General features: G+C 36.1%; 15 protein-coding genes, 1 tRNA gene and 1 riboswitch. All 16 genes read left to right on the forward strand.

What is annotated here, in order from left to right; genetic code table 11:
* The 16 genes from ACQV2P_RS03050 (at position 1) to yedF (ending at position 14551) form a co-directional block, all read left to right on the forward strand.
* On the forward strand, positions 1–678 hold the full coding sequence (locus ACQV2P_RS03050; RefSeq protein WP_428891653.1) for a TlpA family protein disulfide reductase: 678 nt from the start codon (positions 1–3) through the stop codon (positions 676–678).
* Between the two features lie 48 nt (positions 679–726).
* A complete protein-coding gene (locus ACQV2P_RS03055; RefSeq protein ID WP_428894619.1) occupies positions 727–1416 on the forward strand; it encodes a TVP38/TMEM64 family protein in 690 nt (229 codons plus the stop codon).
* Entirely contained in the window at positions 1385–2080 is a 696-nt protein-coding gene (locus ACQV2P_RS03060) for a TVP38/TMEM64 family protein (protein ID WP_428881681.1), read from the forward strand. The genes ACQV2P_RS03055 and ACQV2P_RS03060 overlap by 32 nt, the downstream gene beginning before the upstream one ends.
* 6 nt (positions 2081–2086) lie before the next feature.
* Complete coding sequence (locus ACQV2P_RS03065) at positions 2087–2989, forward strand: nucleoside hydrolase (RefSeq protein WP_428874879.1); 903 nt, start codon at positions 2087–2089, stop codon at positions 2987–2989.
* Positions 2990–3009: 20 nt separating this feature from the next.
* Positions 3010–3396 carry a hypothetical protein gene (locus tag ACQV2P_RS03070; RefSeq protein ID WP_428872798.1) on the forward strand — a complete coding sequence of 129 codons (387 nt, stop codon included), beginning with the start codon at positions 3010–3012 and terminating at the stop codon, positions 3394–3396.
* A 19-nt stretch (positions 3397–3415) separates the two neighbouring features.
* Complete coding sequence (locus ACQV2P_RS03075; RefSeq protein WP_428872799.1) at positions 3416–4126, forward strand: YdjY domain-containing protein; 711 nt, start codon at positions 3416–3418, stop codon at positions 4124–4126.
* 136 nt (positions 4127–4262) lie between these two features.
* Positions 4263–4359 (forward strand) — tRNA-Sec (locus tag ACQV2P_RS03080).
* 150 nt (positions 4360–4509) lie between these two features.
* Positions 4510–4605, forward strand: a riboswitch (adenosylcobalamin-variant (AdoCbl-variant) riboswitch).
* A 148-nt stretch (positions 4606–4753) separates the two neighbouring features.
* Positions 4754–4987 (forward strand): glutaredoxin family protein, encoded by a 234-nt coding sequence (locus ACQV2P_RS03085; protein ID WP_428892583.1) that lies wholly within the window; start codon positions 4754–4756, stop codon positions 4985–4987.
* A complete protein-coding gene (gene nrdI / locus ACQV2P_RS03090; protein WP_428872801.1) occupies positions 4981–5349 on the forward strand; it encodes a class Ib ribonucleoside-diphosphate reductase assembly flavoprotein NrdI in 369 nt (122 codons plus the stop codon). The genes ACQV2P_RS03085 and nrdI overlap by 7 nt, the downstream gene beginning before the upstream one ends.
* Positions 5342–7537, forward strand: a complete 2196-nt coding sequence (nrdE, locus tag ACQV2P_RS03095; RefSeq protein ID WP_428872802.1) for a class 1b ribonucleoside-diphosphate reductase subunit alpha — start codon at positions 5342–5344, stop codon at positions 7535–7537. The genes nrdI and nrdE overlap by 8 nt, the downstream gene beginning before the upstream one ends.
* Before the next feature lie 9 nt (positions 7538–7546).
* Complete coding sequence (nrdF, locus tag ACQV2P_RS03100; protein WP_428872803.1) at positions 7547–8542, forward strand: class 1b ribonucleoside-diphosphate reductase subunit beta; 996 nt, start codon at positions 7547–7549, stop codon at positions 8540–8542.
* 18 nt (positions 8543–8560) lie between these two features.
* Entirely contained in the window at positions 8561–10726 is a 2166-nt protein-coding gene (nrdD, locus tag ACQV2P_RS03105; RefSeq protein WP_428874627.1) for an anaerobic ribonucleoside-triphosphate reductase, read from the forward strand.
* The gene (gene nrdG / locus ACQV2P_RS03110; RefSeq protein WP_428894630.1) at positions 10726–11298 is read left to right on the forward strand and encodes an anaerobic ribonucleoside-triphosphate reductase activating protein; all 573 of its coding nucleotides are present in this window, start codon (positions 10726–10728) and stop codon (positions 11296–11298) included. Before nrdD ends, nrdG begins: the two co-directional genes overlap by 1 nt.
* 1209 nt (positions 11299–12507) lie before the next feature.
* Positions 12508–13014, forward strand: coding sequence for a hypothetical protein (locus tag ACQV2P_RS03115; protein WP_428872807.1), 507 nt, complete (start codon positions 12508–12510; stop codon positions 13012–13014).
* Between the two features lie 198 nt (positions 13015–13212).
* Positions 13213–14190 carry a selenide, water dikinase SelD gene (selD, locus tag ACQV2P_RS03120; RefSeq protein WP_428873009.1) on the forward strand — a complete coding sequence of 326 codons (978 nt, stop codon included), beginning with the start codon at positions 13213–13215 and terminating at the stop codon, positions 14188–14190.
* A gap of 22 nt (positions 14191–14212) precedes the next feature.
* Positions 14213–14551, forward strand: a complete 339-nt coding sequence (yedF, locus tag ACQV2P_RS03125) for a sulfurtransferase-like selenium metabolism protein YedF (RefSeq protein ID WP_428872808.1) — start codon at positions 14213–14215, stop codon at positions 14549–14551.
* Positions 14552–14571 lie beyond the last annotated feature (20 nt).

A 14571-nucleotide genomic window follows, 5' to 3' on the forward strand; every position in this document is an offset into this window, starting at 1 on the left:
ATGAAAAAGTTATTAACGTATGGTTTGCTTTTAATCGCTATTATAGGTCTGGGGGGCTTTATTTATAACAAAGTTCAAGATCAAAGTTTATCTATCGATAAAAAAGAAACAATTCAGGAAACTGTCAATGAGATCGATTTAACATTTAACAAAACAAGCGAAGGGGCTATTGAAGGAAAAGAAGTATCTCTTCAAACTTCAAGGGAAGAAAGTAGTCAGCTTAATAGCACAAATGAAGAAAAACAAGATCGATATGGTCATCTTAATGTAGATAGTGTAAGGATTAAAGATCAAGTAGATAAATCAATGACTTTATCTGAAAATTTTGGTCGACCTATGGTTGTTAATGTTTGGGCAACTTGGTGTCCACCATGCAAAAAAGAAATGCCTTATTTTCAAACGGCTTGGGAAGATTACCAAGAGGATATTGATTTTTATATGATCAATGCCACTAATTCGCAACCTGGCGAAACTAAAGAAGCAGTGATTGAATATTTAGAAGACCTTAATTTGACTCTTCCTGTATTCTATGATGTTAACTTTTCAACCATGATGTCCCTACAAGCTACCTTTTTGCCCGCTACTATTTTTATAAATGAAGAAGGAGAGGTAGTATACCATCATATTGGCCTAATCAATGAAAAGCAATTACTAGAGCAAATCGAGGAATTGTTATAAAAATGTAAAATTTTGATGGTGGTGGAGTTTAATATTTAGGAGGTTCTTATGAAAAAAAACAAATTGGCAGTGATTGTTGTACTTGTATTATCACTTTTATCTTATCTCTTTATTCCCTCGGTGCAGTCATTTATTAACGAGTCTATTTCAGCCATGAAAGCAGTTAATTTAGAAGAGACAATTGTTTATATTCGTTCTTACGGAAATGTTGCTGCTGGTGTTTCCTTTTTCTTGATGATTTTGCAATCGATTCTTTCACCCATTCCTGCTTTCTTAATCACTCTATCTAATGCTGCCATTTTTGGATGGTTTTGGGGAGCGGTATTGTCTTGGACATCTTCAATGGCTGGAGCGACCTTATGCTTTTACATTGCTAAAATTTTGGGACGCGACGCAGTTGCCAAGATTACCAGTAAAACAGCCTTAAAATCTTTAGATGTGTTTTTTGAAAAATATGGAAAGTACACCATTGTAGTTTGCCGTTTATTACCATTTGTTAGTTTTGACCTAGTCTCTTATGCAGCTGGTTTAACTTCTATGAAATTCTGGCCATTCTTTTTAGCAACCGGAATCGGTCAATTACCGGCTACTCTTGTTTATTCTTATATTGGACAAAACTTCGGTGGTGGCGGTAAACAATTATTTATTGGATTAATGTCACTATTTGCTGTAACAATTGTCATTTATATTGTTAAATCGATTTATAATGAACGCCATGCAAAAAAAGCAGCTAAGTAAATGGTTTAAGGTTTGCTTAGTGATTGCTTTAGTAGCTTTAACTATCTGGCTGACCTTAAATTTTTCAACCGAGCGTGTACGAGAAATAATCTTACAATCAGGGTCTTCTGCAAAATGGATTTATGTATTACTTTGGGTTTTCTTACCGATGGGGTTTTTTCCTGTTCCTTTCCTAGCTTTTGCTGGAGGTATGGGATTTGGATTATGGTTAGGCTCCATCTTGACTTTTATAGGTGCGGCTTTGAATCTAACTTTCATGTTTTTAATTTCGCGCTATTTATTTAGGCAACCGGCACAAAAATTTTTATTTAAAAGATATCCTAGTTCCAAAGGGATATTGACCACCGATAACCAACATTTAAAGTTAGTTCTTGCATTGGCTCGAATTATGCCTGTAATTCCCTATAATGTTGAAAACTATGCTTTTGGCTTAACGGATATCTCATTCTGGGACTATCTTTGGATTTCTCTCATATGCATTTTGCCGGGGACATTTATTTTTGTAAATGTTGGCGATAAGGCTTTAGAACCTAGTGATGCCTCTTTTTCACTATCAATAATATTAGTGGCTTTACTAGTATTCGGCACAGCCTTTTTAGGGAAATTTATTAAGAAGAAAAATCCAGAAGTAGCCCAAAAGCTTGAAGTAGATGAGGAGGAATAAGGGATAATGAAAGTTTTAATTGATTTTGATAATACTTTTTTCACACCCAATCGCGACATTGATGATGGTTTGGCGCTGATGTATTTATTAGGGAGTCCAGAAGTCGCTATAGTGGGTATCACTTCGACATTTGGGAATTCGACCATTGAGCAAGTAGACCAATCGACCCGTCAATTAATAAGCAAACTTGGCCTTCATTCAATTCCTTATGCAAAAGGTGCAAGTGAAACAGCTGATTATTTAACACCAGCAAGCCAGCTATTGGTAGATTTGGCTAATAAATATAAAGATGAGTTAATCATTATTGCAGTCGGTTCAATGACCAACTTGCAAGGGGCCTATCTAAGAGACAGTAATTTCTTCAAAAAAGTTAAACAACTTGTCTTAATGGGTGGGATTACTCAGCCGTTGATCTTTGACAAGCAAGAAATGCGAGAAATGAACTTTTCCATTGATCCGCAGGCTGCTTTTACCGTTTTAACTAAGGGAAGAAATGTTTCTATTTTAACAGCTAATCACTGTTTAGATCTTTTATTTACTCGATCAGAATATGAAGAAGCTTTTTCTAACCAACAATCGGCCATTGCTCATTTAATTCAAAACTATGCAGAACCTTGGTTTGTCGATAATGAAGATGAGTATGGTATTAAAGGCTTTTATAATTGGGATTCATTAGCAGCGGTCTATTTAGTAAATCCTGAATTATTTGAGGATCAATGGACTTCTTTTAATGTTTCTGTTAATAGTCTCTCAATGGGTTCTTTAATAGCGGAAGATTTTGATTTCAGTCCTTACTCAAGCTCTAGACCTTTAAAAAAAGCTTTAATTAATACCCCTGTTGTTAAAAAGGCAGATCAAATACGAAAGAATTTATTTCAGCGCTGGCTAAATGTTAAATTGGAAGATTAAATAGCAAAGGAGGTTTTTGGATGTTCAAATGGCATAATTTACTAATAGCAATTTGCTCAGGGTTTATTTTTGCTCTTCTAGCAAGCGCTTTAATGTCATATTGGGTATGGTTAGAAATGCGAGTGCATACTTGGGTTTTGTGTTGGATAGTTTTTGTTCTATTTATCATGGTAAGTTTTTTGTTCAAGATAAAACCAATAACTTACTTCCTAGGACTTATTAGTGTCGTTACTTTAATGCTTGTTAAATCACCTAATATTTTTTATTATAATGTTCGCGATATGTTTTTTTTAGATATGAAGATAGGTCAAATTAAAATGATTACTTTAATTTTGATGATAGTCATGACTCTTTTAATGATTTACTTTTGGTTGAAAGATCGAAAGCTAAAAAGTCAGCAAGTTTAATTTTGAAAGGATGAATAATATGAACAAAATGATTAAAAAATTAATGACACTTGTCTTTGCCTTCGTTACCGTTTTATCTTTATCTGTCCCAACACTTGCAGAGGAAGATGCTCCTGCAAATTTACCGACAGAGGAAAACCCGATGGTGGTCGATAAGGAAGCAGGCACCATTTCGATATATGCTTACGTAAATGGAAAATACTTAGAAACATCTACCCGTCATGCCGTGGTCTTCGATGATGGTAATTTTGGTGGAAAATCGGTATTCGGAACAACTGCTAATCAAAATAAATTCTATGAAGCTTTAATAGAAATCGGGGCAGAACCAGGCGATAATATGACGGCTGAAAATGCGGAAGAAACGCATGTTGCAGGGGATTTAATGGATATTAAAGTAACTTGGGAAGGTGCTGAAAAAGAATACAACCTAAGTGAAACAATTATTGATTCTAATGGCAATGACTTTGAATTCCGCTTTGGTGGAAATAAAGGGCGTGCCCATGATAAACATACAGGTTGTATCACTTGTTTAGATTCATGCCCAGTCGGACTTATTTCAAATGCTACTTATACCTACGGGGCCGTTGAAAAAAGAGGGGAAGTAGCGTTTTCAGGAAATGGTGAGATTTTACCAGAAGAAGGGACTCCGGTAATCATTACTTATTCAATCCACAAAGAGGATAGTAAAGATAAGAAAGTTGAATCAAACGAAAAAGCTGAAGCAGAATAATAATTCATTGGAGGTCTGTATCTAAAAGATACAGGCCTTTTGCTTAAAGAATGTTGCTTAATAGACTCATAAAAGCACTTGCGTTTTCCTTTAAATATTGTTAATATTATAAGAGTCTTCTTTAAAGATTTTAATTGGGAGCGGATGGGTTCTGGTGTGCCCTCTGGTCTTCAAAACCAGTATGAGGCGTTAAGAGCGTCTTGGGTGAGTTCGATTCTCACACGTTCCCGCCAGGAAACTAAACTAGCCTAGTTAATCACAGTTTAACTGTGATTAACTAGGCTATTATTTTTGCTTTTAATTGATTTGTATTATTTCGATAATTGCTCTTGTCTAACCCAACATCTTGTGTTAATCTAGCTTTAAGACACAATATATAGACAAAATGTAAATAATTCTGGGGAAGCAGGTTAGAATCCTACACAGTCCCTATGCTACTGTATTTGAGCTCGCTCATAAGTCAGATCGCCAGGTTATTTATTACACTTATCACTTCTCAGGGTTTAGTGATCTTTGGAAATATTCTTTAGTAGTGAGTATAGGTACACCTATGCTTTGCTTTCTTTTGATTTTACCATCGGCTTTCCTGGGAAGGGAAAGCCGTTTTTTGTCGAGGAGGAGCATTTTATGAAAAAAATCACATTATATAGTAAAACGGGTTGCGGACAGTGCGTTTTCTTAAAAAGATATTTAGATAGCAAAGGTCTTAACTATTTAGAAAAAAATGTCGAAGACGAAAGTTACTTAGAAGAAGTAAGAGAACTCAATTGTCAGAGTTTGCCAGTTGTTCTCATCGGGCAATCAGCTCCTGTTGTTGGTTTCCAACCGGATGTAATTGAGAGGCTAATCAGTCAATGTTAGCGATTGTCTTTATTAGCTTAACAGGTCAAACCCGTCGTTTTGTTGAAAAACTATCAGCTGATTACCAATTAGAATTGGACGATCTTACATGTGACATGATAGTCAATCAGCCCTATTTATTGATTGTTCCCACTTATCAAGAAGTGGTAAGAGACTTAGTGGATGATTTTTTTGAAAATGAAGTTAATCGACAAAATTGTCGCGGAGTAGTAGGTGGTGGTAATTTGAATTTCGCCCAATTATTTTGTTTTACTGCTAAAGACATTAGTCGTGACTATCAAATTCCTTTAATTCATAAGTTTGAATTCCAAGGAAACGAGTCAGATGTTTCATATATTAAGGAGGTAATGCTGAATGACTGAGAGACAATCATTAAAGAAAAAAAGCTATTTCCAATGGAATAATCAATTGAATATACCGGAAGATGGAGCTATTCCTCTTTATAAAGATCAAAAGGCATTGGAAGCTTATTACCAAGAAGAAATTGAAGCCAATAGTCCAAAGTTTGCGTCTTTAGAGGATCGCTTAAATTATTTATTGGAGAATGATTACTTAGAAGAAGACCTCATCAATAAATATTTAGAAGCTGATGTAAATGATAAAGATCCTTATGCTTTTATCAAGAAACTATATGACTTCTTACAAGCTAAGAATTTTAACTTTAAATCTTTTATGGCTGCTTACAAGTTTTTCAATCAATATGCTTTAAAATCAAATGATGGTCGTCAATATCTGGAAGGGTTCATAGATCGAGTGGCTATGAATGCCTTGTATTTAGCAGATGGAGACCGACAATTGGCTATGGCTATTGCTGAAGAATTAATTTCGCAACGCTATCAACCCGCTACACCTACTTTCTTAAATGCAGGTAAAAAGCGTCGAGGTGAAATGGTGTCATGCTTCTTGTTAGATGTTGATGATTCCATGCTGTCGATTGGTCGAGCCATTAACTCAGCTTTGCAACTTTCAAGAAAAGGAGGCGGAGTTGGCGTTAATTTGTCTAATATTCGAGCAGCGGGCGACCCTATTAAAGCGATTGAAAATGCTTCTTCAGGTGTCGTTCCTGTCATGAAATTGTTAGAAGACTCGTTTTCTTATTCCAATCAGTTAGGGCAGAGGAATGGGGCAGGTGTAGTTTACCTAAATGTTTTCCATCCAGATATCTTAGCTTTCTTATCGTGTAAAAAAGAAAATGCCGATGAAAAAATCCGTGTCAAAACTCTCTCTCTAGGAATTGTAGTGCCTGATAAATTTTATGAGTTGGTAAAAAACAATCAACCAATGTATCTTTTTAGCCCTTATGACATCGAAAAAGAGTACGGTCTCCCTTTTTCATACTTTGATATAAGTGAGAATTATCAAGCTTTAGTAGATAATCCAAGAATCCGTAAAAAGAAAATTCAAGCGCGTGAGTTAGAAACAGAAATTTCTAAATTACAGCAAGAATCCGGCTATCCCTACATCATTAATATCGATACAGTTAATCGAGCGAATCCAGTCCATGGAAAAATCATTATGTCCAACCTCTGTTCAGAGATTTTTCAAGTTCAAGAACCTTCACTCTTAAACGATGATTTATCTTATCAAAGATTAGGTAGCGATATTTCCTGTAACTTAGCTTCCACTAACATGGAAAAAATGTTGACCAGTCCTGATTTTGGTAAGTCAGTAGAAGTGGCTGTGCGAGCTTTAACCACCGTTTCTGATAAAACTAAAATTGCTGAAGTGCCAACGGTTCAAAATGGTAATGATCTTTATCATACTATTGGCTTAGGAGCGATGGGCTTTCACACTCTCTTAGCAAAAAATAAAATCACTTATGGGTCTAAAGCATCTATCGAAATTATTGAAGCGTATTTTATGGCTCTCAACTACTATAGCTTGCTTGCATCTAATAAATTAGCAAAAGAAAAAGGGCAGACATTCCACAAGTTTGAGCAATCAAAATATGCAGACGGGTCTTATTTTGCTCCTTATATTGAGGAAGCTTTTAAATTTGAAGAAATGGCAGCGGCTGAACTTTTCAAAGCTGTAAAATTACCCACTCCTAAAGATTGGCAAGATCTAGCAGCTAAGGTTAAAGTAGATGGTCTTTATCATCGTAATCGTTTAGCCGTTGCACCGAATGGGTCAATCTCTTACCTTAATGAAACTTCTGCTTCCTTACACCCGATTACTCATCGAATGGAATTAAGGCAAGAACAGAAAAATGGGGCCATTTATTATCCAGCTCCAGGACTTTCAAATGAAACGCTGCCCTATTATCAAACAGCTTACGAGATGGATCAAAGAAAAATTATAGATGTTTATGCCGCCGCTCAAAAGCATATTGACCAGGGAATGTCTTTGACTTTATTTATGCTATCAGAGATTCCAGCAGGTCTTTATGAGTGGAAAAAAGCAGGGCTTAATCAAATGACTACACGTGATTTGAATATTTTACGTCACTATGCCTTCTCTAAAGGGATTAAGTCACTTTACTATGTCCGAACACATAGTCTGGATGGTGAGATTGTTGGAGCTAATCAATGTGAGTCATGTATGATTTAGGAGGAAATTATGACCAATTATTTACATTATCAAGCTATTGATTGGAATCGTATTGAAGACATAGTAGATAAAATGACTTGGGAAAAATTAACTTCTCAGTTCTGGCTAGATACGCGTATTCCAGTTTCAAACGATTTGAAAGATTGGCGTTCACTGACTGAGGTTGAAAAAGATGTGGTCAATAAAGCTTTTGTGGGATTGACTCTTTTAGATACTTTGCAATCAGAAGAAGGCGCAAATGTCATGCGAAATGATATTCGCTCCCCTCACGAAGAGGCAGTGCTGAATAATATTTTATTTATGGAATCAGTCCATGCCAAATCTTATTCGACTATTTTTATTTCTTTAAACGATTCAGCTACCATTGATGAAATCTTCGAGTGGGGGAATAATCATCCCTCCTTGCAGTACAAGGCTAAAGTAATTGAAGATGTTTATCTTTTACCTTCTGGAAAAGAGAGTAAAGAACAAATAATTAACGGCCTCAAGAAAAAAATAGCCAGTGTTTTTCTAGAATCCTTTCTCTTTTATAGTGGTTTTTATACCCCTTTGTACTATTTAGGAAATAATAAACTAGCCAATGTGGCTGAAATTATCAAGCTAATTATTCGTGATGAGTCGGTTCATGGAACCTATCTAGGCTACAAATTTCAATTAGGTTATCAAGAATTAAGTGATCAAGAACAAGCTCAACTTAAAGAATGGGCCTATAATTTAGTGTTTGATCTCTATATGAATGAAACCCAATATACTCAGGAGGTATATACAGAGATTGGTTGGGTAGAAGAAGTAGATTGCTTTGTTAAATATAATGCCAATAAGGCATTACAAAATCTAGGCTTTGAAGCAGTATTTGATGGAGCGAGTGCGCAAGATATTAATCCAATAGTCTATAACGGTCTGTCGACAGAAACAACTAATCATGATTTTTTCTCTCAAGTAGGTTCCGGTTATTTAATGGGCCGAGTAGAAGCAATGGAGGACGAAGATTACCAGTATTTATAAAGGAGTGACGATAAGACAATGGTTCAAACTGCAACATTAAAACAAGAACAATCGAGTAAAGTTAGAATTAAAATAAATAAAAGAGACGGCAGTATTGAAAAATTTATTAGGGGGAAACTAAAAGCCTCACTAAAAAAAGCGTTAGATACCAAAGACCATGTTTTAATTGAAGGTATATGTAATGAAATAGAAAGACAAGTTGTTCACTTGATGAACAGTTCTGACATCAAGCAATCGGTTATTGAGCAATTAAACAAGCGAGGATTGGAAACAGCTGCAAATAAATATGTCGCTTTTGCTGAAACTAAATTAGCAGACTATCAATCGCAGATGCGGTTACAGGACCGTATGGATCAACTGATTAAACGCGATCCGACTTTAGTCAATGAAAATGCCAATAAGGATAGTCGTGTTTTTAACACCTTGAGAGACCTTACCTGTGGGGTTACGGCCAAAGCTATTGGCTTGAATATGCTGCCCGAGCAAGTAGCTAATGGACATTTGAAGGGGAACATACATTTTCATGATCTAGATTATTCGCCCTATAGTCCAATGACTAATTGCTGCTTGATTGATATTGAGACTATGCTGAAGCACGGTTTTCATATAGGGAATGCAGAAGTGGAAAGTCCGCGATCTATCAATACAGCTACAGCACAAATTGCTCAAATTATTGCCAATGTTTCTTCTTGTCAATACGGGGGCTGCTCGATTGATCGAATTGATGAGGTGCTGGCTCCTTATGCGGATTTAAATTTTAAGAAGAATCTTAGCTTAGCTAAAGAATTGACGGATGATCCTCAACAGGCTGAGAATTTTGCTAAGAATAAAACGCAAAAAGATATATATGATGCCATGCAGAGTTTGGAGTATGAAATCAATACACTTTATTCATCAAATGGTCAAACACCATTTACTACACTTGGATTTGGTTTAGGAACATCTTGGTATGCACGCGAAATTCAAAAAGCTATATTGAAAATTCGTTTGAATGGTTTAGGTAAAGAACACCGTACAGCTATTTTTCCTAAATTAGTTTTCAGCTTACGCAAGGGAACTAATCTTTTAATGAAAGATCCCAATTATGACATTAAACAATTAGCCCTCAAGTGCGCTTGTAATCGGATGTATCCAGATGTTCTAATGTATGATAAGATCAAGGAACTAACTGGAAGCTTTAAAGTGCCAATGGGATGCCGATCATTTCTTCAAGGTTGGCAAGATGAAAAAGGAAAAGAAGTAAATAGTGGACGAATGAATTTAGGGGTAGTCACCTTAAATCTTCCCCGTATCGCTATGGAGTCGGATCATTCCTTCGATAATTTTTGGGAATTGTTGCATGATCGCCTGGAAGTTGTCGGTCGAGCTCTTGTGTATCGAGCAGAGCGAGTCAAACAAGCTAAGACGGAGAATGCTCCAATTCTATACCGTGAAGGAGCTTTTGGTCATTATCTGAAAGCTGATGAGAATGTTGACCAATTATTTAAAAATAAGCGCGCCACCATATCTTTAGGTTATATCGGTCTGTATGAGATTACGGCTTATTTCTTTGGTTCTAATTGGGAGCAGAATGACGCGGCTAAAACTTTTTCATTGAAAGTAATCCAAGAACTTAAAAAGAAGGCCGATCAATTAGCTCAGCAATACGATTATCATTTCTCTGTTTATTCGACTCCGAGTGAGTCCTTGACGGATCGCTTCTGCCGTTTAGATCGAGCTAAATTTGGTGCTATTAAGGATTTGACAGACAAGGATTATTACACTAATTCTTTTCATTATGATGTGCGTAAAAGTCCAAATCCTTTTGAAAAAATTGATTTCGAAAAGGACTATGCTCCATATACTTCAGGAGGTTTTATTCATTATTGTGAATATCCCAATTTACGTCAAAATCCTAAGGCCTTAGAAGCAGTTTGGGATTATGCCTATGACAAAATTGGGTATTTAGGGACCAACACCCCTATCGATCATTGCTATGAATGTGGCTTCCAAGGAGAATTTAATCCTACAGAAAAAGGTTTTGCTTGTCCGCAATGTGACAATCGTAATCCTGAAACTTGTGATGTAGTGAAGAGAACCTGTGGTTACCTCGGTAATCCGAATATAAGACCGATGGTCAAAGGACGTCATAAGGAGATTCAATCCCGTCAAAAACATTTAACCGAAAGAATGTGTGACCAGTGATTGATAATTTCAAAAATCCTAAACCAAAAGAATGGCTAGCCCAAGATTATTGTTTAGGAAAGATAGCAGACTATAAACCTTTTAATTTTGTGGATGGGGAAGGAGTACGTAATAGTCTTTATGTCAGCGGCTGCCTCTTTAATTGTAAGGGTTGTTTTAATCGTCGGGTCCAAAACTTCAATTATGGTGTGCCTTATACTAAAGAACTTGAAAATCAGATTATTGAAGATTTAGCCCATGATTATGTTCAAGGTTTAACCTTATTGGGTGGCGAACCCTTTCTTTCTACACCAATTCTAATTCCCTTAGTCAAAAAAGTGCGATCTATTTATGGAGACCGTAAAGACATTTGGTCTTGGTCGGGTTATTATTGGGAAGAGCTATTAAAAGATTCCTCTGATAAACTAGAACTCTTGTCATTAGTGGATGTGCTTGTCGACGGTCGCTTTGATAATGACAAAAAAGACCTCAGTTTGCAATTTAGAGGAAGTAGTAATCAAAGGATTATTGATGTTCAACAATCTTTACGGCAAGGGCAAGTGTCCTTATGGCACCAAGGTTCTTATCATTAAAAACTGTTATTATAATTTATTAAACAATTAAGAGGCTGGACCAAAAGCCTTAAAAACAGTGGCGAATCATCAAATATGAGATTCGCCACTGTTTTTGTGGTTTAAAGAATAAAAATAGTGACCAGCAAGCATTAAAGGGGTGGGAAGTTCGTAAATAATGAACTGATTGGGTGAGTTTTATAGCCATTAAGAAGAGACCCAGGTTATTTATTGTCTTTTTTCTCCTCCAAGCTGTTCGCATACTAGAATTACACCCTTCTTGCGATCGAATACTCTCTCAACAACAATCTTAGGTTGAGCATAAGCGCAAGGAATACTTATCAGCACCGGCGCATACAGCTTTGTGCCGTCAAGAAATAAAACTTTAACTTGGAAGAGATGATTGTCTTTTAAAGCGAAAGAACAAACTGATTAAAGACGCTTCACGATCCTTAGGAAGACCAAAGTCTAAATTAAGTAGAAGATTGTACTCAGTCAGCTTCTCATTTTCATACATAACAGAAGCTTTTTAAGAGTTAAAGATCGTCAGAACAAGTAATTGATCTCAATGATAAAAGGTGGCTTACCAGTAGGTATTTTTGGAATGGGTGAACCATTAATTTATGCAATAAGATGACCTTTAGGATGACCATTTATTCTAACGTGTATCGGTGGTGAAGGTGCAGTAATTGGCGCACTGGCTAATACTGGTGAGACAGCCATCGGGTCAAGTAGTGGGACTTTAATACCATTAAGTGCAGATGTTCATTCTTTACCAGCCGTTTTAGCCGCAATAAAAAGCATCAAAAACTTTACTACAAGCTAAATCGACGATTGTTTCACCTAATTGAGGTTTAGCTTTCTCATGAGGATTGGCGAAACCTAACCTTATATTTGATTCCTCCGGTGCAAAAGCTATATTTTCAACAGATTATCCAATAGTCCGTCTTAATTTATTATTATCTAGCTGTGTTTTTATTTTTCTATAACAATCTCATGATAAAAGTCAGCGACTGACTTTTTGATACGATTAGCAAGCATTTTTAGTAGGTGCTTATTTGATATCGGACTAGCTCCTTTTAAATAAAGTCTTTTTCATTATAAATCTAAATAAATAAAAAATCACATCTTTTGTTTATAAGTGAAAAGATGAGGCCAACCCCTTTGCAAAATGTAAAATTTGTGATATTGTGAACCTATACACATAACTAACTATATGGAGGTTTAATTATGAACGCAATTTTAGGTAAATTTGTTGAAGATGGATTATTTAACGAGAAAGTAGCAAACGCAATTGAAGAGGCTTTTGCAGAAAAATCTTCAGTAATTATTGCTGGACACCGCTCAACTGGATCTCGCCCTTTGATGGCTAACATCATGCAATTAGCTAAGAAAACGCATGATTCTGTTCAAGTTCGTAAAGCTGAAGACTTAGAAAAAGAAGGCGACTACTATTTAATCTTTGGAGCGCCAGCTGATCAAGTTGAAGATTTAGTTGCAGCAGCATTGAAAAAAGGTAAAGCAATCGTTACATTAAAAGAACCTGAAACACCAATCTCTATCATGAAGGTTATGAAATCAGTTCTCAAAGAAACTGAAGGCTTTGATCATAAAGCTTTACAAGTTTCACTTCGTAAAGATGGTGTAGGAGCAGACGCAACACCTTTCACTGACCGTGTAGACTTATACTATGTTAATGAAAAAGGTCGTGTTAAATCTGAAAAAGTTGAGTTCTAATCAAAATTTTAACTTAGCAGCACAAGTCAGACTTGTGCTGCTTTTATTATGAAAACTAATAAATCCAAGTTTTTGATTACTGAAAACAATAATTAAAAAGGCTATAATAGGACTATCATAAAAGGAAGTGGGGAGATATAAATGATAGATAAAGAAAAAATGAATGAATTAGAAATATGTGGTGGATGAAACGCTAAAATTGGACCAGGCAGTTTGTCTGAAATTTTAGAAGGATTACCCAAGCAATTTGATGGTAATTTACTAGTAGGTTATGATTCTAGTGATGATGCAGCAGTTTACCAAGTTTCACCGGATGTTGCAGTTATTCAAACAACTGATTTCTTCCCTTCAATGGTCAAAGATCCATATGTTTTTGGTCAAATATCAGCAACCAATGCTTTATCGGATGTTTATTCAATGGGAGGAAAAGTGATTACGGCACTCAACATAGTAGCTTATCCTGATGACAGTCAACCGCTCGAAAATTTAGCTGAAATTCTACGTGGGGGAGCTGAAAAAGTCTTAGAAGCTGGAGGAGTTCTAGCGGGAGGACATACGATTCGTCAATCCACACCGCTATATGGTTTAGCAGTAGCAGGAGTTGTGCATCCTGATAAAATAATTACCAACAATGGTGCAAAAGCTGGCGATGCTATCATTGCGACTAAAAAATTGGGAGTAGGCATTGTAACCACTGCACATAACAAAGGATTAATTGATGAAAAGGCTTTTGATGAAGCAATAGAATTAATGACAACTTTGAATAAGTATGCAGCTGAAGTCATGTTGGATTATCAAGCTACCGCATGTACAGATATAACTGGCTTTGGCATTTTAGGTCATTTGATGGAGATGTGTGATGAGCAGTTGACGGCAGAAATATTTGCCGATAAAATACCAATTATTGAAGGTGCCTACCAAGCAGCTAAAGAACATTTAACCACTGGTGGTGCCAAACGTAACCGCGCTCATTATGCTAAGAATATTGATTTTCAAATTGAGGATTCAACCATGGAGGAAGTGCTATTTGATCCACAGACCTCAGGAGGCTTATTAATAACAGTTCCTGAAGATCAGCTAGAAGCAATTTTAGTGGCTTATAAAGAAAAATCCATTCAAGCCGCTCATATTGGTTATATGGTTGAAAAAAAAGACAAGGCAATTGTGGTAAAATAAGTGAAGTTTAGGAGGAAATAATTTGACTGATTACATTGTAGTTATTGCAAGTGACAAACTAGGAGAAGGTAATAATGATCTAGGTCGTACACTAATTAAATCGTTTATTAGTGTATTAGCTCAAGAAGAAGAACTACCAAAAGAAATTTTATTATACAATGGTGGAGTAACCTTAGCAGCAGAAGGTGCTGACACCGTCGAAGATTTACAAACGCTCCTTGACAAAGGGGTTGCAGTTAAAGCTTGTGGGACTTGTGTTTCGTTCTACGAATTAAAAGACAAGCTTGCGGTCGGTGAAGAAACCAATATGCGCTATATTCTTGAACAATTAAGATCTTATGACCGAGTTGTAAGACCCTAGTTAGTTGATAAGAAAGGAAT

It is taken from the genome of Facklamia sp. P12932 (assembly GCF_050409545.1).
In the GTDB taxonomy this organism is placed as follows: Bacteria; Bacillota; Bacilli; order Lactobacillales; family Aerococcaceae; genus Facklamia.